At 67.1% G+C, this 18395-nt stretch carries 22 protein-coding genes; 18 read left to right on the top strand and 4 right to left on the bottom strand.

Features of this window, described 5'->3' with window-relative positions:
- Nucleotides 1-47: 47 nt before the first annotated feature.
- From lpxK to ggt, 6 genes are all read left to right on the top strand, one after another.
- A complete protein-coding gene (gene lpxK, locus GPA22_RS08165; RefSeq protein ID WP_169255598.1) occupies nucleotides 48-1061 on the top strand; it encodes a tetraacyldisaccharide 4'-kinase in 1014 nt (337 codons plus the stop codon).
- Entirely contained in the window at nucleotides 1042-1233 is a 192-nt protein-coding gene (locus GPA22_RS08160) for a Trm112 family protein (protein WP_169255597.1), read from the top strand. Before lpxK ends, GPA22_RS08160 begins: the two co-directional genes overlap by 20 nt.
- 2 nt (nucleotides 1234-1235) lie before the next feature.
- Nucleotides 1236-2012, top strand: coding sequence for a 3-deoxy-manno-octulosonate cytidylyltransferase (gene kdsB / locus GPA22_RS08155; RefSeq protein WP_169255596.1), 777 nt, complete (start codon nucleotides 1236-1238; stop codon nucleotides 2010-2012).
- 70 nt (nucleotides 2013-2082) lie between these two features.
- The gene (adk, locus tag GPA22_RS08150) at nucleotides 2083-2736 is read left to right on the top strand and encodes an adenylate kinase (protein ID WP_169255595.1); all 654 of its coding nucleotides are present in this window, start codon (nucleotides 2083-2085) and stop codon (nucleotides 2734-2736) included.
- 83 nt (nucleotides 2737-2819) lie between these two features.
- Nucleotides 2820-4076, top strand: a complete 1257-nt coding sequence (locus GPA22_RS08145; RefSeq protein WP_169255594.1) for a 6-phosphofructokinase — start codon at nucleotides 2820-2822, stop codon at nucleotides 4074-4076.
- A gap of 105 nt (nucleotides 4077-4181) precedes the next feature.
- Nucleotides 4182-5927, top strand: a complete 1746-nt coding sequence (gene ggt, locus GPA22_RS08140) for a gamma-glutamyltransferase (RefSeq protein WP_169255593.1) — start codon at nucleotides 4182-4184, stop codon at nucleotides 5925-5927.
- 25 nt (nucleotides 5928-5952) lie between these two features.
- Here ggt and GPA22_RS08135 read toward each other — a convergent pair whose 3' ends face one another.
- Both GPA22_RS08135 and murJ read right to left on the bottom strand, forming a co-directional pair.
- Nucleotides 5953-6582: a YbhB/YbcL family Raf kinase inhibitor-like protein gene (locus GPA22_RS08135; RefSeq protein ID WP_169255592.1), complete on the bottom strand. Its 630-nt coding sequence runs from the start codon at nucleotides 6580-6582 to the stop codon at nucleotides 5953-5955.
- A gap of 68 nt (nucleotides 6583-6650) precedes the next feature.
- Entirely contained in the window at nucleotides 6651-8189 is a 1539-nt protein-coding gene (gene murJ / locus GPA22_RS08130) for a murein biosynthesis integral membrane protein MurJ (protein ID WP_169255591.1), read from the bottom strand.
- A gap of 126 nt (nucleotides 8190-8315) precedes the next feature.
- Here murJ and rpsT point away from each other — a divergent pair, with 126 nt between their 5' ends.
- Nucleotides 8316-8582 (top strand): 30S ribosomal protein S20, encoded by a 267-nt coding sequence (gene rpsT / locus GPA22_RS08125; protein ID WP_169206293.1) that lies wholly within the window; start codon nucleotides 8316-8318, stop codon nucleotides 8580-8582.
- An 88-nt stretch (nucleotides 8583-8670) separates the two neighbouring features.
- Here rpsT and GPA22_RS08120 read toward each other — a convergent pair whose 3' ends face one another.
- Complete coding sequence (locus tag GPA22_RS08120; protein WP_169255590.1) at nucleotides 8671-8967, bottom strand: DUF3579 domain-containing protein; 297 nt, start codon at nucleotides 8965-8967, stop codon at nucleotides 8671-8673.
- Nucleotides 8968-9281: 314 nt separating this feature from the next.
- Here GPA22_RS08120 and GPA22_RS08115 point away from each other — a divergent pair, with 314 nt between their 5' ends.
- The 11 genes from GPA22_RS08115 (at nucleotide 9282) to GPA22_RS08065 (ending at nucleotide 17819) form a co-directional block, all read left to right on the top strand.
- Nucleotides 9282-10454, top strand: coding sequence for an aspartate aminotransferase family protein (locus GPA22_RS08115; protein WP_169255589.1), 1173 nt, complete (start codon nucleotides 9282-9284; stop codon nucleotides 10452-10454).
- 10 nt (nucleotides 10455-10464) lie between these two features.
- On the top strand, nucleotides 10465-11388 hold the full coding sequence (argF, locus tag GPA22_RS08110) for an ornithine carbamoyltransferase (protein WP_169255588.1): 924 nt from the start codon (nucleotides 10465-10467) through the stop codon (nucleotides 11386-11388).
- Nucleotides 11389-11508: 120 nt separating this feature from the next.
- A complete protein-coding gene (locus GPA22_RS08105; RefSeq protein WP_169255587.1) occupies nucleotides 11509-12738 on the top strand; it encodes an argininosuccinate synthase in 1230 nt (409 codons plus the stop codon).
- A 12-nt stretch (nucleotides 12739-12750) separates the two neighbouring features.
- On the top strand, nucleotides 12751-12981 hold the full coding sequence (locus GPA22_RS08100; protein WP_169255586.1) for a DUF2788 domain-containing protein: 231 nt from the start codon (nucleotides 12751-12753) through the stop codon (nucleotides 12979-12981).
- A gap of 14 nt (nucleotides 12982-12995) precedes the next feature.
- Entirely contained in the window at nucleotides 12996-13319 is a 324-nt protein-coding gene (ppnP, locus tag GPA22_RS08095; protein ID WP_169255585.1) for a pyrimidine/purine nucleoside phosphorylase, read from the top strand.
- 21 nt (nucleotides 13320-13340) lie between these two features.
- Nucleotides 13341-13826, top strand: coding sequence for a YajQ family cyclic di-GMP-binding protein (locus tag GPA22_RS08090; protein WP_169255584.1), 486 nt, complete (start codon nucleotides 13341-13343; stop codon nucleotides 13824-13826).
- Nucleotides 13827-13868: 42 nt separating this feature from the next.
- On the top strand, nucleotides 13869-15011 hold the full coding sequence (locus GPA22_RS08085) for an MlaE family lipid ABC transporter permease subunit (RefSeq protein ID WP_169255583.1): 1143 nt from the start codon (nucleotides 13869-13871) through the stop codon (nucleotides 15009-15011).
- The gene (locus GPA22_RS08080) at nucleotides 15008-15817 is read left to right on the top strand and encodes an ATP-binding cassette domain-containing protein (RefSeq protein ID WP_169255582.1); all 810 of its coding nucleotides are present in this window, start codon (nucleotides 15008-15010) and stop codon (nucleotides 15815-15817) included. Before GPA22_RS08085 ends, GPA22_RS08080 begins: the two co-directional genes overlap by 4 nt.
- The gene (locus tag GPA22_RS08075) at nucleotides 15818-16756 is read left to right on the top strand and encodes an MlaD family protein (protein WP_169255581.1); all 939 of its coding nucleotides are present in this window, start codon (nucleotides 15818-15820) and stop codon (nucleotides 16754-16756) included. It abuts the gene before it with no gap.
- A complete protein-coding gene (locus GPA22_RS08070) occupies nucleotides 16753-17412 on the top strand; it encodes an ABC-type transport auxiliary lipoprotein family protein (protein ID WP_169255580.1) in 660 nt (219 codons plus the stop codon). The genes GPA22_RS08075 and GPA22_RS08070 overlap by 4 nt, the downstream gene beginning before the upstream one ends.
- Nucleotides 17413-17636: 224 nt before the next feature.
- A complete protein-coding gene (locus tag GPA22_RS08065) occupies nucleotides 17637-17819 on the top strand; it encodes an NF038104 family lipoprotein (protein WP_169255640.1) in 183 nt (60 codons plus the stop codon).
- Between the two features lie 124 nt (nucleotides 17820-17943).
- Here GPA22_RS08065 and rplS read toward each other — a convergent pair whose 3' ends face one another.
- A complete protein-coding gene (gene rplS / locus GPA22_RS08060) occupies nucleotides 17944-18321 on the bottom strand; it encodes a 50S ribosomal protein L19 (protein ID WP_169255579.1) in 378 nt (125 codons plus the stop codon).
- Nucleotides 18322-18395 lie beyond the last annotated feature (74 nt).

Raw genomic sequence — 18395 nt, 5'->3', positions numbered from 1 at the left:
GCCGCGCCGCCGCGGCGTCCGGGGTGCCGCAGCCGCGCACCTGAACGATGGCGCGCGGCAGTCCCGCATGGTGGCGCAGCCGCTCGCTCGCGGCGTGCCTGCTCCAGCCGGTGTCGGTGCTCTTCGGCGCGCTCGCGGCGGCGCGTCGCAGCCGTTACCGCCGTGACCCGGGCAGGGTCGAACGTCTCCCCGTTCCCGTCATCGTCGTCGGCAATATCGCGGTCGGCGGGAGCGGCAAGACGCCGGTGGTCGACTGGCTCGTGCGCGAACTGCGTGCGGCGGGATGGACGCCGGGCGTCGTCAGCCGGGGTTACGGCGGGCAGATCGAAGGCGTCGCCCTCGTGCCCGCGGATGGCGATCCCGCGGTCTTCGGTGACGAGCCGGTCCTGCTCGCGCGGCTCACGGGCTGCCCGGTCGCGGTCGGCGCCGACCGCCCGGCCGCCGCGCGCGCACTGCTCGCCGCGCATCCCGCGTGCAACGTGCTGGTGTCGGACGACGGGCTGCAGCATTACCGCCTGGCGCGCGACGTCGAACTCGTCGTGGTCGATGAGCGCACCCTCGGCAACCGCTGGCTCCTGCCGGCCGGGCCGCTGCGCGAACCGGTCTCGCGCCTGCGCGAGGTGGACGCCGTGATCGCGCACGGGCCGCTGTCGGCCGATGTGCACGGGGCGCTCGGCGATACGCCGGTGTTTCCGATGCGCCTCGAGGGCGACGCCCTGGTTTCCCTCCACGACGCCCGCGAACGCTGCCTCCCCGACGCGTTCCGGGGGCGCCGCGTGCACGCGATCGCGGGCATCGGCCGCCCCGAGCGGTTCTTCGCGCAGCTGCGCGCGATGGGGCTGGACGTCGTGCCGCATCCCTTCCCCGATCATCACCCCTTCACCGCCGCCGACCTCGCCTTCGCGCCCGGCGAGCCGAAAATCCTGACCAGCAAGGATGCGGTAAAATGCTCAGCTTTCGCGCCCGCCAATACTTGGGAGTTCCCGGTCAGGGCACAGATCCCGGCGGGCGCCGCCGAACATATCCTGGAGAAACTGTCGCATGGACGCCCGACTGCTTGAAATCCTCGTGTGCCCGATCTGCAAGGGCCCCCTCGACTTCGTCAAGGACAGGCAGGAGCTGGTGTGCAAGGCCGACCGTCTCGGCTTCCCGATCCGCGACGGCATCCCGGTGATGCTCGAGGAAGAGGCGCGCCAGCTGTCCGCAGAAGAAGTCGACGCGCTGCGCCGCTGAGCATGGCGGGCTTCCACGTCGTCATCCCGGCGCGCTACGCATCGACGCGCCTGCCGGGCAAGCCGCTCGCCGATATCGGCGGCCGGCCGATGGTCGTGCGCGTGCTCGAACAGGCGCGCAAGGCAGGGCCGCTGTCCGCGTGGGTCGCGACCGACGACGCGCGCGTCGTCGAGGCCGTGAAGGCGGCTGGCGGCGACGTACTTATGACGCGCGCCGACCACCCCAGCGGCACCGACCGCCTGGCCGAAGTCGTCGCCGCGCTCGGCTGGGGCGACGACGAGATCGTCGTCAACGTGCAGGGCGACGAGCCGCTGATCGACCCGGCCCTGATCGCGGACGTCGCCCGCGCGCTTGCCGACTCACCCGACGCCGCGATCGCCACGGCGGCGCATCCGCTGCACGATGCCGCCGAGCTCTTCAATCCGAACGTCGTCAAGGTCGTGTGCGATGCGCGCGATCTGGCGCTGTATTTTTCGCGCGCACCGATTCCCTGGGCGCGCGACGACTTCGCGAAGTCCCGCGACCTCATCCCGGCGGGGCTGCCCGTGCAGCGTCACGTCGGCATCTACGCCTACCGCGTCGAGTTCCTGCGCCGCTACGCGGGCCTCGCCCCATCGCCGCTGGAAAACTGGGAAGCGCTCGAACAGTTGCGCGCGCTGTGGCATGGCTACCGCATCCGGGTGCTTGCGGTCGAGCGCGCGCCGGCAGCGGGCGTCGATACCCCCGAGGACCTCGAACGGGTGAGGGCGGTGTTTGACCGCGCGAGTCGAGTCGAGTAAGTTTCAGGGTTCATTTTTTTTGGGAACCATGCGGCCCGATAGACGCCGCATGACAGGGAGGAGAGGATTCATGCGTTTGATTCTGTTGGGGCCCCCGGGCGCAGGCAAGGGTACTCAGGCGAATTTCATCAAGGAAAAGTTCGGCATTCCGCAGATTTCCACCGGCGACATGCTGCGTGCCGCGGTCAAGGCCGGCACCCCGCTGGGTATCGAGGCCAAGAAGGTGATGGATGCGGGCGGCCTGGTTTCCGACGACATCATCATCGGCCTGGTGAAGGATCGCCTGCAGCAGGACGACTGCAAGTCCGGCTACATGTTCGACGGCTTCCCGCGCACGATCCCGCAGGCTGATGCGATGAAGGATGCCGGCGTGCCGATCGACTTCGTCCTCGAAATCGACGTCCCCGACAGCGAGATCGTCGAGCGCATGAGCGGCCGCCGCGTGCATGTCGCCTCGGGCCGCACCTACCACGTCAAGTACAACCCGCCCAAGGTCGCCGGCAAGGACGACGTGACCGGCGAGGACCTGATCCAGCGCGACGACGACCGCGAGGAAACGGTGAAGAAGCGCCTCGAGGTCTATCATGCCCAGACCAAGCCGCTGGTCGACTACTACACCAAGTGGGCTGCTTCCGGCGCGGCGACGGCACCGAAGGTCCGCAAGATCGCCGGACTCGGCGCGGTTGATGCGATCACCGCACGCGCCTTCGAAGCGCTGAAGTAAGCAGCATCTCCGGCACAGGCGCGGCGAGCGGCGGGTTCATCCCGTTCCTCGCCGCGTTTGCTTTTGCATTACACGGGAGCGCGATGGCCAGGACCAATCTTCTCTACGCCCAGTCGGGCGGCGTCACCGCAGTCATCAACGCCACGGCAGCGGCGGTCATTGCCGCGGCGCGCGAACGTGACGACGCCGTCGGGACGCTGTTTGCGGCCCGCAACGGCATTCTCGGCGTGCTCGGCGAGGACCTGATCGACACCGCCGTGCTCGGCGCCGAGGAGGTCGACGCGCTCGCGCACATGCCGGGCGGCGCCTTCGGCTCGTGCCGCTTCGACCTCGATCCGCCCGAGCGGAACCCGGCCCAGTACGACCGCCTGTTCGCGGTCTTCGCGGCCCACGGTATCGGCGGTTTCCTCTACAACGGCGGAAACGGCTCGATGGACGCCGTGGCCAAGCTCTCGGCCGCGGCGCGTGCGCGGGGTTATCCGCTGGCGTGCGTGGGCGTGCCCAAGACGGTGGACAACGATCTCGAAGGCACCGACTGCTCGCCCGGCTTCGGCTCCGCCGCCAAGTACGCGGCGGTGGCGATGCTGGAGGCCGGCATCGACGTCGCGTCGATGGCCAGCCGCTCCGGGCGCGTCTTCGTGCTCGAGGTGATGGGGCGCAACGCCGGCTGGATCGCCGCCGCAACCGCGCTCGCGGCGCAGACGGCGGACGAGCCGCCGCACATCATCCTGATGCCCGAAATCCCGTTCGACGAGGACGCCTTCCTCGCCGCAGTCGACGCCACCGTGAAGCGCCTCGGCTACTGTGCCGTGACCGTCTCGGAGGGGATCCGCCGTGCGAACGGCACGCTCGTGATGGAACAGGACCACGACCGCAAGGGACACGTGCAGCTCGGCGGTGCCGGCCAGTGCATCGCGCGGCTGATCCACGCGCGTCTCGGCCACAAGCACCACTGGGCCATTCCGGATTACCTGCAACGCGCCGCGGGGCACCTCGTTTCCGCCGTGGATCACGCCCACGCGAGCGCCGTGGGGCGCGCCGCGGTCGAGGCGGCAATCGCCGGGCGCGACTGCGTGATGCCCGCAATTCGCCGCCTCTCCGACGAACCCTATCGCTGGGATCTCGAATTCGCCGACGCCGCCGCGATCGCCAACCTCGAACGCCGGGTTCCCGCCCATTTCATCCGTGCCGATGGCCTCCACGTCACCGACGCGGCAAGGCGTTACCTGCGGCCCCTGATCGAAGGCGAGGTCTATCCCGCATTTGCCCGCGGCGTGCCGGACTACCGGCGGCTGAAACTGCCCGCGGTCCCGCGCAAGCTCGCGTCGTACGTCCCCTGAAACGGGGCGCTACGGCTATATTCGGGCGGCGCGGCGAACCGCGTCGACGCGTATCGTTCCTGTTACTGCTTCCAGGCCGCGGGCCGGCGGCATGCGGAGGGTGTCATGCACATATCGCGAACGGGGTTTGCGCTGCTCTTGTCCGGGGTGCTCTGGGGGCTGCCGCCACCGCAGGCGGTACTTGCGCAGGTGCCGGCACAACCGGAAGCGGCCTCCGGGTTCAGCCTCAAGCCGGCGGTCACGGCATCGAAGGCGATGGTCGTCACGGCCAACCCGCATGCGACTGCGGCAGGGCTGGAGCTCCTGCATGCCGGCGGCAGCGCGGTCGACGCCGCGATCGCCGCCGCACTGGTGCTCAACGTCGTCGAGCCGCAGTCCTCCGGCATCGGCGGCGGCGGCTTCCTGGTCCACCATGACGCGCGCAGGGGCCGGACGAGCGCGTGGGACGGGCGCGAGACGGCGCCCGCCGGCGTGGACGAACATCTCTTCCTCACGCCGGGCGGCGACAAAATGGCCTTCTACGACGCCGTCGTGGGCGGGCGTTCGGTCGGTGTCCCCGGGCTGCTGCGCATGTTCGCCGACGTCCATGCCCGACATGGCCGGCTGCCGTGGAAACGCCTGTTCGAACCCGCGATCCGCTTCGCCACCGACGGTTTCCCCGTCTCGCAACGTCTGCACGCGCTGATCGCGAAGGATCGCTTCCTGAGTCGCGACCCGGCCGCGCGGCAGCTCTTCTTCGACGCCGACGGCCGTCCGCTGGCGGAGGGCGCCACGCTGCGCAATCCCTTGCTCGCCGAGGTGTTGCGTACGGTCGCGGAGCAGGGCGCCGACGCGTTCTACGAAGGCCCGATCGCGCGGGACATCGCCGCCGCGGTCACTGCCACCCCGAATCCAGGCGGGCTGTCCCTGCGCGATCTTGCCGGCTACCGCGCCATCGAGCGTACCCCTTTGTGTGGCACATACCGCAGCTATCGCGTCTGCGGCATGCCGCCGCCCAGCTCGGGTGCCGCCACCGTGCTCGCGCTGCTCGGCATCCTGGAACGCTTCCGCCTGTCCGGGATCGCACCCGATTCGGCATTCTCCGCCCATCTGTTCAGCGAGGCGGGGCGGCTCGCGTTCGCCGATCGCGATGCGTGGTATGGCGACCCCGCGGCCATGACCGTCGCTCCGGCACAGCTGCTCGCACGCGATTACCTGGCCGGCCGCGCGCAGCAGATCCGCCTCGACGACAGCCTCGACCGCGCCCTGCCGGGCAATCCCGGCAAGGGCGCGACGCCGCGCTCGGTGAGCGTCGAGCAGCCGGCGACCTCCCACATCTCCATTGTCGATGCGGCGGGCAACGCCGTGTCGCTCACCGCCTCCATCGAAGATGCCTTCGGCAGCCGGCGGATGGTGCGAGGCTTCCTGCTCAACAACCAGCTCACGGATTTCTCCTTCGCTCCCGCCGACGAGCGCGGTCCCCACCCGAATCGCGTCGGGCCCGGCAAGCGCCCGCGCAGCTCGATGTCGCCGACCCTCGTGTTCGATTCCAACGGGCAGCTCTTCGCGGTCACCGGCTCTCCGGGCGGCAGCCAGATCATCAACTACGTCGCGGAAAACCTTGTCGGCCTGATCGACTGGAAGCTGCCGCCCGACGCCTTGCTCGCGCGGCCGCACGTCGGGAGCCGCAACGGCCCCACCGAGGTCGAGGACCGCCCGGACGCGCGGGCCCTGGCGGCGAGCCTCGCCGCCTTCGGTCACGAACCCGTGATGCGCGACCTCACCAGCGGGCTCGGCGTGATCGTCAGGCAGAACGGGAAATGGATCGGGGCGGCGGACCCGCGCAGGGAAGGGACCGCCGCCGGATATTGAAGACCGTCGGGCTTGCGCGCAGCGCTCAGCCCGGCAGCGCCGGGTTCAGCGTATAGGTGCCGGTCAGCTTCGCCTCGGCCAGCACGTGGCCGGCGATCGCGTTGCGCACCTGGGCGCCGCTGAACTGGCCGTCGAGGCCGCAGCATTCGACGTCCAGCGCATACAGCGTGAACACGTAGCGATGCACCAATTCGTCATTCCACGGCGGGCAGGGGCCGTCGTAGCCGTGGTAGTTGCCGCGCATCGTCTCGTCGCCCGCGAACCACGCGGTGTAGTCGTTGATCCCCTGATGGGTGCCCAGGGGGCCTTTCGGCCCGGGTTTGCCGCGCGGCGTCACTTCACTGGAAAAGCTTCCGGCCGCGATTTCCCGCAGGTCCGCCGGCAGGTCGACGATGACCCAGTGGAAGAAATCGACGCGTGGCAGGCTCGTCGGCACCACGCGCCCCTCGACATTGACGTCGTCACCCTTGCTCGGCACGTCGGGGTCGTGGCAGATCAGCGCCAGGGAGCGCGTTCCAGCCGGTACGCCGTTCCATGCCAGATGAGGATTGCGGTTGCCGCCCAGGCGTACATGCCCCTCGGCGGCAGGAACGCAGAACGAGAACTCGCCGGGGATCCGTGCACCGTCAGCGAAGCTTTGGCTGGAGAGTTTCATGCCAATGGACTCCTTTCATGTCGATCGGGACAAGCAGATGTTTCATTGTAGCGCCATGGCTGCCGGCCTCAACTCGCCGCGCGGCGGCGGAAATCCCGCAGCCGGATTCCCAGGGCGAACAGCGTGAGGAAGTACGCCGCGATGCCTCCCAGCACGACCGCGGACAGCCGCAGCAGGCGCATCGTCGCCGTCTGGGCGAGCCACCATGCCTCGTCGCCCATGCTGAACCACAGTACGGCCCCCAGCGCCACCAGCGCGACCAGCAGGCGCAGCGTGAAGAGTCCCCAGCGCGGCTGCGGCCGGTAGACGCCGCGCCGGCGCAGTCCCCGGTACAGCAGCGCCGCGTTGAGCAGCGACGCGAGCCCGATCGACAGCGCGAGGCCGGCGTGCCTGAGCGGCACGATGAACGCGAGGTTCATCAGCTGCGTCGCGACGAGCGTGATCAGCGCGATCTTCACCGGCGTGCGGATGTCCTGCCGCGCATAGAAGCCCGGTGCGAGGATCTTCACGAGGATCAGGCCGCTCAGGCCGACGCTGTAGGCGACCAGCGCGAGGCGCGTCTGCTGGACATCCGCGGCCGTGAATGCGCCGTGCTGGAACAGCGTCGACAAGAGGGGAACCGCGAGCAGGGCGAGGGCCAGGGCGGCAGGGAGCGTGAGCATCAGGGTCAGGCGCAGGCCCCAGTCGAGCAGCGACGAGAACGCCTCCGGCTGTTCGTCGGCGTGCAGCTTCGAGAGGCTCGGCAGCAGGATCGTCCCGAGCGCCGCGCCGAGCAGGCCCGCGGGGAACTCCATCAGCCGGTCGGCGTAATACAGCCATGACACGCTGCCGCTTTCCAGGAAGGATGCAAAGATCGTGTTGATGATCAGCGAGATCTGGCTCACCGAGACGCCCAGCATCGCCGGCAGCATCAGTTTCGCGATGCGGCGCACGCCGGGATCGGACAGCTTGAGCTCGAACCGCGGCAGCAATCCGATGCGTGCGAGCGGTCGCAACTGCAGCGCCAGCTGCAGGATGCCGCCGAGGAAGACGGCCCAGGCCAGCGCGAGGACCGGCGGATCGAACCACGGCGCGGCGAACAGCGCCATGCCGATGAAGGAAAGGTTCAGCAGCACCGGCGTGAAGGCGGGGATCGCGAAGCGGCTCCAGGTGTTCAGCACGCCGCCGGCGAGCGCCACCAGCGCCATGAACAGGATGTAGGGAAAGGTGATGCGGGTCAGCTGCACCGTCAGCGCGAACTTGTCGGGTTCCGCGGCAAACCCGGGTGCCGATACCCATATGATCAGGGGGGCAGCGACGATCCCCAGCGCGGTCACCGCGGTCACGGCCAGCGAGAGCGCCGTCGCCACGCGATTGACCAGCCGGTGCGTTTCCTCCGGTCCCTGGCGGTTCTTGTATTCCGCCAGGATCGGCACGAAGGCCTGCGAGAATGCGCCTTCGGCGAACATCCGGCGCAGCAGGTTGGGCAGGCGGAAGGCGACGAAGAAGGCATCGGTCGCCACGCCGGCGCCGAATGCGCGCGCGATGACGAAATCGCGGACGAAACCGAGGATCCGCGACAGCAGGGTCATGCTGCTGACAGTGGCGAGTGCGCGCAACAGGTTCATCGGGCGGGGTGTCGTGGCAAAAGACGCGATGATAGCCGCTGGCGGGCGCCAATGCACTTGCGCGGGGTCAGGCAACGCGGTAGACTCGCGCGTTTTCTAGAACCACTTCAACGGAAGAACATACATATGGCCAATTCGGCACAAGCCCGCAAGCGCGCCCGTCAGGCGGTCGTGGCCCGCGCTCACAATGGCAGCCTCCGTTCTCGTCTGCGTACCGCGATCAAGGCTGTGCAAAAGGCCGTCGTCGGTGGCGACAAGGCTGCGGCTCAGGCGGTGTTCCGCACCTCGATGAGCACCATCGACAGCATCGCCGACAAGAGGATCATCCACAAGAACAAGGCCGCTCGCCACAAGAGCCGCCTGTCGGCCGCGATCAAGGCGATGGCTGCCTGATCTCCCGGTTCTTGGGAAAAAGAAAACGGCGACTTCGGTCGCCGTTTTTGTTTCGTGAGGCGGGGCGCCGTGTCGCTCGCTTCCCCGATCAGATCTTCATGTGCTCGTCTTCGATCTTGTCGAGGATGAGATCGTTGTCCTTCGCGAAATTGATCAGGAATTTGTAGGCGAGCGGTTCGACCTCATACAGCCGGGCATCCACCAGCACCACCTTGTGCCCCTTGAGCGAGCATCCCGGGCGTACGTAGGGCGAGTACATCATGCGGTTGTCGGCGCCGAATGCCGACATGATTCCGCACAGTCGATCAGCCCAGTCGCTCGGTCGGAAGGTCTTCCCTTCGCGCGTGACTCCGACGATGACGAAGCTTTCGATCGATTGGCTCATAAGGCGAGGTTTCGGCGGCTGCGGAAAGTTTCCGGGGATGGTGCGCCGGCTGGAGCCGGAACTGCTGGCACCGCGAAAGACGGGGCGCATTCTAGCAGAAATTCACACCCTTTTTCCCGTCATGCGGCAGACGATTCCGGAATGCGGATCTCGGGCGGGGCAGGTCGGTGCTGCGCGCAGCGGCCGACGGCCGCCCCTGAACGGCCCTGGAACCTATACAACGCCTGCGGTTTTCGCTTAACATCACCTTTCAACCTTTCACGGCGGCATGTGCCGCCGTGCGCGTTTTTGCCACATCCTGAACGGGGTCGCCCATGTCGCATCTCATGAATACCTACGCCAGACTGCCCGTCGCTTTCACGCATGGGGAGGGCGTCTGGCTCTTCGATGAGACCGGCAAGCGCTATCTCGATGCGCTCTCCGGTATTGCCGTGTCCACGCTCGGCCACAACCATCCGCGCCTCGTCCGCAGCATCGCGGAACAGGCCGGGAGCGTGCTCCACACGTCCAATCTCTACCGCATTCCGCGCCAGGAAGAACTGGGCGACCGGATCGCCGCCCTGTCCGGCATGGACGAGGTGTTCTTCTGCAATTCGGGTTGCGAGGCCAACGAGGCAGCGATCAAGCTGGCGCGTTTCTACGGCCACAAGCAGCACATCGAACACCCCGAAATCATCGTCATGGAAAACGCCTTCCATGGACGCACCCTGGCCACCCTCTCCGCCACCGGCAACCGCAAGACGCAGGCGGGATTCGAGCCGCTCGTGACCGGTTTCGTGCGCGTGCCGTACAAGGACATCGGCGCGATCCGCGCGGTGGGCGAGCACCACCACAATGTCGTCGCCGTCATGCTGGAGATGGTGCAGGGCGAGGGCGGCATCAACATCGCCGACGACGCCTTCCAGCGCGAGCTGCGCGCGTTGTGCGACGAGCGCGGCTGGCTGCTGATCTGCGACGAAGTGCAGTGCGGTATCGGCCGCACCGGGCACTGGTTCGGTTTCCAGCAGTCGGGCATCAAGCCCGACGTGATGACCCTGGCCAAAGGCCTCGGCTCGGGTGTTCCGATCGGTGCCTGCGTGACCTCGGGGCGCGCGGCGGGCCTGTTCGGGCCGGGAAACCACGGCTCCACCTTCGGCGGCAACCCGCTCGCCTGCGCCGCCGGCCTCACGACGCTCGCCGAGATCGAGGAGAAGGGGCTGATGGAGAGCGCGGTCCGCGTCGGCGATGCGATCCGTAACGGCATGCGCGAGGCGCTGGCCGGCGTGAACGGCGTCGTCGACATCCGCGGCCGCGGCCTGATGGTCGGCATCGAACTCGACCGCCCCTGCGGCGACCTCGTGCGCCAGGCGCTCGACGCCGGCCTGCTGATCAACGTCACGGCCGAGCGCGTCATCCGCCTGCTTCCGGCGCTGGTGTTCACCGAGCAGGACGCCCAGACCCTCGTGTCGCAGCTGGCGCCGCTCGTGCGCAAGTTCCTTTCGCAATGAGGAGCCCGGTATGACCAAGCCGCGGCACTACCTGCAGTTCAAGGACCTTACGCGCGAGGAGTACGAGCATCTGTTCGGGCGCGTGCGCTGGATCAAGGACAAGTTCAAGCGCTACGAGCCGTATCACCCGATGTTCGACCGTACGCTGGTGATGATCTTCGAAAAGGCCAGCACGCGCACCCGCCTGTCCTTCGAAGCCGGGATGCAGCAGCTCGGCGGGTCGGCGATCTACCTGAACACGCGCGACTCGCAGCTCGGCCGCGGCGAGCCGGTCGAGGACGCCGCGCAGGTCATCTCGCGCATGAGCGACGTCGTGATGATCCGCACCTTCCAGCAGGACATCATCGAGCGTTTCGCCGCCAATTCGCGCGTGCCGGTGATCAACGGTCTGACCAACGAGTATCACCCCTGCCAGATCCTCGCCGACATCTACACTTTCATCGAGCATCGCGGTTCGATCCAGGGCAAGACGGTCGCGTGGGTCGGCGATGCGAACAACATGTCCTACACCTGGCTGCAGGCGGCCGAGGTGCTCGATTTCAAGGTTCGCGTGTCGACACCCCCGGGCTATGCGATCGATCTCGCGAGTGCCGGCCTTGCCGGCACCGGACACTTCGAAGTGTTCGCGGACCCGATGGAGGCGTGCCGCGGTGCCGATCTCGTGACCACGGACGTGTGGACCTCGATGGGATACGAAGCCGAGAACGAGGCGCGCATGAAGGCCTTTGCCGACTGGTGCGTGGATGCCGACATGATGGCGGTCGCCAATCCCGGCGCGCTCTTCATGCATTGCCTGCCCGCGCATCGGGGCGAGGAGGTCACGGCGGAGGTGATCGACGGCCCGCAGTCCGTGGTGTGGGACGAGGCCGAGAACCGGCTGCATGTGCAGAAGGCCCTGATGGAATACCTCGTGTTCGGCAAGGTCGAGGCCTAGCCGGCGAGGTCGAAGGATTGCGGTGTCCGGCGCGCCCCGAGGCTTGCCGGCCCACAGTAGCAAAAGCGGCCGTGGCAGCACGGCCTTCAGTCAAGCGGTAAGGAAAGAGCGGAAATCCACATGAGCGACGTCAAGAAAGTTGTCCTCGCCTATTCGGGCGGACTCGATACCTCAGTCATCCTCAAGTGGCTGCAGGACACCTACAAGTGCGAAGTGGTCACCTTCACGGCCGATCTCGGCCAGGGCGAGGAACTCGAGCCCGCGCGCCAGAAGGCACTGAAGTTCGGCATCAAGCCGGAGAACATCTTCATCGACGACCTGCGCGAAGAGTTCGTGCGCGACTTCGTCTTCCCGATGTTCCGCTGCAACACCATCTACGAAGGCGAATACCTGCTGGGTACGTCGATCGCCCGTCCGCTGATCGCCAAGCGCCAGATCGAGATCGCGCGCGCCAGCGGCGCCGACGCCGTGTCGCACGGCGCGACCGGCAAGGGCAACGACCAGGTGCGCTTCGAGCTCGGCTACTACGCGCTGATGCCCGGCGTGAAAGTCATCGCCCCGTGGCGCGAGTGGGATCTCCTGTCGCGCGAGAAGCTCCTCGCCTACGCGGAAAAGCACGGCATCCCCATCGAGATGAAGCACAAGCAGGGCGGCTCGCCCTACTCGATGGACGCGAACCTGCTGCACATCTCCTTCGAGGGGCGCCACCTCGAGAACCCGGCGGCCGAAGCGGAAGAGTCGATGTGGCGCTGGACCGTGTCGCCCGAAGCGGCACCGGACGCCGCCGAATATGTCGACCTCGAGTTCGAGAAGGGCGACCTCGTCGCGATCAACGGCAAGCGCATGAAGGCGCACGAACTGCTGGCCGAACTCAACAAGCTCGGCGGCAAGCACGGCATCGGCCGTCTGGATCTCGTGGAGAACCGCTACGTCGGCATGAAGTCGCGCGGCTGCTACGAAACCCCGGGCGGAACGATCCTGCTGCGCGGGCACCGCGCCATCGAGTCGATCACGCTCGACCGCGAAGTCGCCCACCTCAAGGACGACCTGCTCGCCCGCTACGCCAGCCTGATCTACAACGGCTACTGGTGGAGCCCCGAGCGTCAGGCCATGCAGGCACTGATCGACCACACGCAGCAGACCGTCAACGGCTGGGTGCGCCTCAAGCTGTACAAGGGCAATGTCATCGTCGTCGCGCGCGACTCGAAGACCGATTCGCTCTTCGATCCGACGATCGCGACCTTCGAGGACGACCAGGGCGCCTACAACCAGAAGGACGCACACGGTTTCATCCGCCTCAACGCGCTGCGCATGCGCATCGCCGCGAACGCCCGGAACAAGCGCGGTTAAGGAGCTGGACGGATGGGGGGTGACCCGATCATTTTCGGGCTGACGGTAGCGGAATTCGAGGACTGGTCGCTCCGGATCCTCGTCACCGCGCTGATCGTGTACATGCTGTTCATCATCGGCAACCTTGCGAAACAGTCCAAGGCCGGCCGTTATGGCACGATCTGGCTGTTCGTCGCCCTCGGACTGGGTTTCGTCGGCTTCGTTGCCAAGAGCTTCATCCAGAAATTCATGGGTATCGAATAAGGAAACATCATTTCATGAGCGTTACCGAGAAGATCGACGGCGTTGCCGTGAGCACCAAGGCGAGTGTCTATTTCGACGGCAAGTGCGTCAGCCACGCCATCACGTTTGCCGACGGCACCCGCAAGTCGGTCGGCGTCATCCTGCCGGCCACGCTGACCTTCAACACCGGCGCCCCCGAAATCATGGAAGGCGTGGGCGGCAGCTGCCGCGTGCGCCTGAAGGGCGAGACCGAGTGGAAAACCTGGGGGGCGGGGCAATCCTTCAACGTCCCGGGCAACTCCAGCTTCGACATCGAAGTCGCCGGCGAGCCGTACCACTACATCTGCCACTACGGCTGATCGTTGCGCAGGGAGCCGTAGATGCCGTCTTTCGACATCATGTCCGAGGTCGATCAGCCGTCGCTGAAGAACGCCGTCGACGTCGCCAACACCAAGATCGCCGGGCGCCACGACTTCAAGGGCACCAGCGCCAATCTGGAGCTCGGTGAAAAGCTGATCACGATGTTCGGCGACACCGATTTCCAGCTCGACCAGATGAAGACCATCCTGCTGCCCGAGATGACCAAGAAGAAGGTGGACGTGCGCTGCCTCGATTACGGCGACGTGCAGAAGATCTCGGGCAACAAGGTCAAGCAGGAAGTGAAGGTCCGGGTCGGCGTGGAGCAGGATCTCGCGAAGAAGATCGTCAAGCTGCTCAAGGACAGCAAGATGAAAGTCCAGGCGGCGATCCAGGGCGACGTCGTGCGCGTCTCCGGTGCCAAGCGCGACGTCCTGCAGGACGCGATCGCGCTGGTGAAGAAGGACATCACCGACTTCCCCCTGCAGTTCGGCAACTTCCGCGACTGAAGATCCCCGGAGGCCGCCGCCGATTCCAGGACTTGACGCGACGTGAGCAAGCCTGCGATTGCGGCGGCACCCGCTGCCATTACCCTCGACGGAAATCGGCTGCGCCTGAGCGGCGACTGGACCGTCGCCAACTACACGGTCCTGCTTCCGGGCGTCACGCGCCTGCGCGGGCAGGTCGGCGACGCCACCGACCTCGACCTTGACAACCTCGGGGCGCTCGACACGGCCGGGGTCAGCCTGCTGCACGATCTGCTGGGGGGCGAGCGGCTGGCCACGCTGGCGTCCGATGCGAGCCCGCTGCCGCCCGAGCGGCGGGCGTTGTTGAAGGCGGTGTCGGTCATTCTCGATGCGTCGGTGACGCCCGCCGCCGGCAAGCGGGGCTATGCCTTCGGCGACATCATGGAGCATGCCGGCATCGCCATGCTCGCGTTCTACCGGCACGTCGTCGACATTGCCGGTTTCATCGGCATCACGCTGGAAACAGCGTTTTTCGTGCTGCTCAGGCCCCGACGCTGGCGCATCACGTCGCTCGCCGCGCACCTCGAAAGCACGGCGCTCGATGCCGTTCCGATCGTCGCCTTGCTCACCTTCCTCGTCGGGGCGGTGGTGGCCTTCCTCGGCGCAACGGTGCTGGCCGAGTTCGGTGCGAGCATCTTTACGGTCGACCTGATCGCCTTTTCCTTCCTGCGCGAGTTCGGTCCGCTGCTCACGGCGATCATCGTTGCCGGCCGCACGGCCAGCGCCTTCACGGCGCAGATCGGCTCGATGCGCGCGAACGAGGAGATCGACGCGATCCGCGTGAGCGGGCTCAATCCCGTGGAACTGCTCGTGGTCCCGCGCGTTGCGGCGCTGCTGCTGGCCTTGCCGATGCTGAGCTTCGTCGCGATGATCGCCGGCATCGCCGGCGGCATGCTGGTGTGCGCCGCGACGCTCGATATCTCGCCGACGATGTTCCTGTCGATCGTCGAAAGCCACGTAGGTGTGCGACAGTTTGCCATCGGCATGGCGAAGGCGCCGATCTTTGCCTACCTGATCGCGGTGATCGGCTGCCTGGAAGGCTTCAAGGTCTCCGGCAGCGCGCAGTCCGTCGGCGAACACACGACCTCGGCCGTGGTCCAGTCGATCTTCATCGTGATCGTCGTGGATGCCGTGGCAGCCATGTTCTGCATGGAGATGGGGTGGTGACGAACATCATCGAGGTCCGCAGCGTGCGCAATCAGTTCGGCCCCCAGGTCGTGCATGACGGTCTCGATCTCGATGTGCGCCAGGGCGAGATCCTGAGCGTCGTCGGGGGCTCGGGGACCGGCAAGTCGGTCCTGTTGCGCACGATCGTCGGGCTGAACAAGCCTGCTGCCGGAAGCGTGAGCGTCTTCGGCGAGGACCTGCTCGCCTTGCCCGCGGCACGGCGCGCCCGGATCGAGCGGCGCTTCGGTGTGCTTTTCCAGAAAGGCGCGCTGTTCTCGTCGCTGACCGTGACCGAGAACGTCGCGTTGCCGCTGAGCGAGCATGCCGGCCTGGGTGCCGCCGAGGCGGCGCGCCTGGCGGCGCTCAAGATCGCGCTCGCGGGCCTGCCCGCCAACGCCGGCGACAAGTACCCGTCGGATCTGTCGGGAGGCATGATCAAGCGTGCCGCCCTGGCCCGTGCGCTGGCGCTCGACCCCGACATCCTGTTCCTCGACGAGCCCACGGCGGGACTCGATCCGATCGGTGCAGCCGCCTTCGACCAACTGATCCTGACCCTGCGCGACGCGTTGGGGCTGACCGTGTTCCTGGTTACGCACGATCTCGACACGATCCACACGATTACCGACCGGGTCGCCGTGCTCGCGCAGAAGCGCGTGCTCGTCAATGACCGCCTCGACGTCGTGGCCGGCATCGACGACGGCTGGATCCGGGAATATTTCCACGGCCCGCGCGGGCGTGCCGCGGCGCAGGCAATTCCGCCGCATCCGGGCGCGCCCCGGAGCCTTGGTCAACGGGAGCAACCCTGAATGGAAACACGTGCGCATCACGTGCTGATCGGCTTCTTCACCTTCCTGGTGGTCGGGGCGGTGTTGATGTTCGCGCTGTGGCTCGGCAAGACCGACGACAAGCAGTTCCGGATCTACGACGTCGTCTTCCAGGAGGCCGTCACCGGGCTGTCCAAGGGCAGCACCGTCGAGTTCAACGGCATCAAGATCGGCGACGTGTCGAGCCTCCGGCTCGATCCGCAGGACCCGCGACGGGTGTTCGCCCGCGTGCGCGTCGACGCCCAGGCGCCGGTACGCAGCGACACCCGCGCGCGCCTCGTGCCCGCCGGCATCACGGGCATGTCCATCATCCGCCTGAGTAGCGGCGACGAGGCGGGGAGTGCCCCGCTCGAGGGCAAGGACGGCCAGGTGCCGGTGATCGTTGCGACGCCGTCTCCGCTCAGCAAGATGCTGGCCGACGGCGAGGACGTGATGCTCAACGTCAACCAGATATCGATGCAGGCGCGCGATCTGTTCTCGGCTGAGAATGTCGCCAGCTTCGGGCGGATGCTGCGCAACCTGGAGGAGGCCACCGGCGCACTTGCAGCCCAGCGCGAGGACATGGGGCGCGCGCTCAAGGAGCTCGCGCGTGCGAGCGCGCAAGCCGATGCGGCCTTGGGCGAGGCGGCGAAGCTCGCGAAGGCGACCAGCCGGGTCATCGACGAGCGCGGCGCACAAACGCTGCAAAGCGCCCAAGGGGCGATGGAGGCCTTCGAGCGCGCGATGCAGAAGGTCGATACGTTGATCAACGAGAACCGCGGGCAGCTTGCGTCCAGCATGCGCGGCGCGGCCGAGATCGGTCCGACGCTGGCCGAACTGCAGGACACGCTCGCGTCCCTGCGCGTGGTTAGCCGTCAGCTCGAAAACCGGCCCGCAGACTATCTGCTGGGCAATGAACCCGTCAGGGAGTTCAAGCCATGAGCCTCATCCGCCCCGCCTGGCGCCCCCTGTGGTCGCTGGCACGTCAGGCGTCCATGATCGTCACGGTGCTGCTCGCATCGGCCTGCTCGGTCCTGCCCAGGCCCGATCCGGTCGATACCTATTTGCTGCCGTCCGCGCCTGTCTCTGTCAAGGTCGCGGCCGATGGCGCGAGGCTGCCGGTGTCGCTCCGGGTGCTCCGGCCGTCGAGCGGGCAGCATCTCGCCGGACAGCGCATCGTGGTGGTGCCGCAGGATAACCTCGTGAGCGTGTACAAGGGGGTCAGCTGGAGCGAGCCCGCGCCGCTGCTCGTGCGCGATCGGCTGCTCGACGCACTCCGTGGCGACGGACGGATTGCGGCGCTGAGCAACGACGAGACGCGCGTGCAGGCCGATTTCGAGATCGCCAGCGACTTGCGCGCGTTCCAGAGCGAGTATCGCAACGGGGTGCCGGAGGTGGTCATCCGGCTCGATGCGCGCCTCGTTCAGCGTGACGAACGCCGCATCGTCGCCAGCCGGCTGTTCGAAATCCGCGAATCCGCGCCGGGAAAGGAGGTGCCGCAGGTGGTAACCGCGTTTGGTGCTGCCTCGACCAGGCTGGCGGGCGAGGTGAGCGAATGGGCGGTGGACGAAATCGGACGGGTACGGCGGTCGAACTGAAACGGTGAGCCAGGGCAGGGAGTATGCGCATTGCCTGTCGCGCGGCCGGACGGCGGGCCGGGATGGTATGCTGCCGCGGGCGTCGTTCGGGTCGGCAGGCGCAGGATACGAGCGGATACAGACGATGCGTGCACCAGGGCGAATAATCGCCCCGTGACGCCATCGAGGTGGATGTGCTGCGGGCGCGAGGTCAGCGGCCGGAATGGGGAAATAACAGGATGTCGATGAACATGCGGAGCGTGTTGCTCGCTGCGGCGATGGTGGTGATGCTGAACGGGTGCGCGGTGTTTGCCGTGGCCGATGCTGCGGTGACGGTCGTCGCGACGACGGTCAAGGTCGGCGCGAAGGTGGTCGGTGCCGGCGTCGATGCGGTGATCCCCGACGATGACGAGGACGGAAAAAAGTAGGGGGGAACATTCCGTCCGGGCTGATGGCCGTCCCGCGGCGCCGGGGTGCAAGCTTCGGCGGCCCGGGAACAAAAAAACGGGCCCCGCGGGGCCCGTTCCATTTGCTGCCGGCTGAATCGCGCGATCAGTCCTGCTTCGCGGCGGCCTTGTAGTTGAGCTTTTCCTTGATACGCGCGGACTTGCCCGAGCGCTCGCGCAGGTAGTACAGCTTGGCGCGACGCACGTCACCGCGGCGCTTGACTTCGATGCTGTCGACCAGCGGGGAGTAGGTCTGGAACGTACGTTCCACGCCTTCGCCCGACGAGATCTTGCGCACGATGAAGTTGGAGTTCAGGCCACGGTTGCGCTTCGCGATCACCACGCCTTCGTAGGCCTGGAGACGCTCGCGCGTGCCTTCCTTGACCTTCACCTGCACCACGACCGTGTCGCCGGGGGCGAACTCGGGGATGGTCTTGTTCAGGCGGGCGATTTCTTCCTGTTCGAGCTGCTGAATCAGGTTCATTGTGCGACTCCTGTCGATTCACTGGCACTTGGCCTTGCGGCAGAGCAGGACATGCCTGATGCGCGCGGTTTGTA

The organism is Aromatoleum toluvorans (assembly GCF_012910905.1).
Classification (GTDB): domain Bacteria; phylum Pseudomonadota; class Gammaproteobacteria; order Burkholderiales; family Rhodocyclaceae; genus Aromatoleum; species Aromatoleum toluvorans.
Note: the sequence above shows the minus strand (reverse complement) of the source record. Positions and strands in the feature narration are given on the sequence as shown.

Excerpts from the sequence above, each read along its gene's own strand:
- lpxK (WP_169255598.1), top strand. The coding sequence starts at position 48 with ATGGCGCGCGGCAGTCCCGCATGGTGGCGCAGCCGCTCGCTCGCGGCG.
- GPA22_RS08160 (WP_169255597.1), top strand. The coding sequence starts at position 1,042 with ATGGACGCCCGACTGCTTGAAATCCTCGTGTGCCCGATCTGCAAGGGC.
- kdsB (WP_169255596.1), top strand. The coding sequence starts at position 1,236 with ATGGCGGGCTTCCACGTCGTCATCCCGGCGCGCTACGCATCGACGCGC.
- adk (WP_169255595.1), top strand. The coding sequence starts at position 2,083 with ATGCGTTTGATTCTGTTGGGGCCCCCGGGCGCAGGCAAGGGTACTCAG.
- GPA22_RS08145 (WP_169255594.1), top strand. The coding sequence starts at position 2,820 with ATGGCCAGGACCAATCTTCTCTACGCCCAGTCGGGCGGCGTCACCGCA.
- ggt (WP_169255593.1), top strand. The coding sequence starts at position 4,182 with ATGCACATATCGCGAACGGGGTTTGCGCTGCTCTTGTCCGGGGTGCTC.
- GPA22_RS08135 (WP_169255592.1), bottom strand. The coding sequence starts at position 6,582 with ATGAAACTCTCCAGCCAAAGCTTCGCTGACGGTGCACGGATCCCCGGC.
- murJ (WP_169255591.1), bottom strand. The coding sequence starts at position 8,189 with ATGAACCTGTTGCGCGCACTCGCCACTGTCAGCAGCATGACCCTGCTG.
- rpsT (WP_169206293.1), top strand. The coding sequence starts at position 8,316 with ATGGCCAATTCGGCACAAGCCCGCAAGCGCGCCCGTCAGGCGGTCGTG.
- GPA22_RS08120 (WP_169255590.1), bottom strand. The coding sequence starts at position 8,967 with ATGAGCCAATCGATCGAAAGCTTCGTCATCGTCGGAGTCACGCGCGAA.
- GPA22_RS08115 (WP_169255589.1), top strand. The coding sequence starts at position 9,282 with ATGTCGCATCTCATGAATACCTACGCCAGACTGCCCGTCGCTTTCACG.
- argF (WP_169255588.1), top strand. The coding sequence starts at position 10,465 with ATGACCAAGCCGCGGCACTACCTGCAGTTCAAGGACCTTACGCGCGAG.
- GPA22_RS08105 (WP_169255587.1), top strand. The coding sequence starts at position 11,509 with ATGAGCGACGTCAAGAAAGTTGTCCTCGCCTATTCGGGCGGACTCGAT.
- GPA22_RS08100 (WP_169255586.1), top strand. The coding sequence starts at position 12,751 with ATGGGGGGTGACCCGATCATTTTCGGGCTGACGGTAGCGGAATTCGAG.
- ppnP (WP_169255585.1), top strand. The coding sequence starts at position 12,996 with ATGAGCGTTACCGAGAAGATCGACGGCGTTGCCGTGAGCACCAAGGCG.
- GPA22_RS08090 (WP_169255584.1), top strand. The coding sequence starts at position 13,341 with ATGCCGTCTTTCGACATCATGTCCGAGGTCGATCAGCCGTCGCTGAAG.
- GPA22_RS08075 (WP_169255581.1), top strand. The coding sequence starts at position 15,818 with ATGGAAACACGTGCGCATCACGTGCTGATCGGCTTCTTCACCTTCCTG.
- GPA22_RS08070 (WP_169255580.1), top strand. The coding sequence starts at position 16,753 with ATGAGCCTCATCCGCCCCGCCTGGCGCCCCCTGTGGTCGCTGGCACGT.
- GPA22_RS08065 (WP_169255640.1), top strand. The coding sequence starts at position 17,637 with ATGAACATGCGGAGCGTGTTGCTCGCTGCGGCGATGGTGGTGATGCTG.
- rplS (WP_169255579.1), bottom strand. The coding sequence starts at position 18,321 with ATGAACCTGATTCAGCAGCTCGAACAGGAAGAAATCGCCCGCCTGAAC.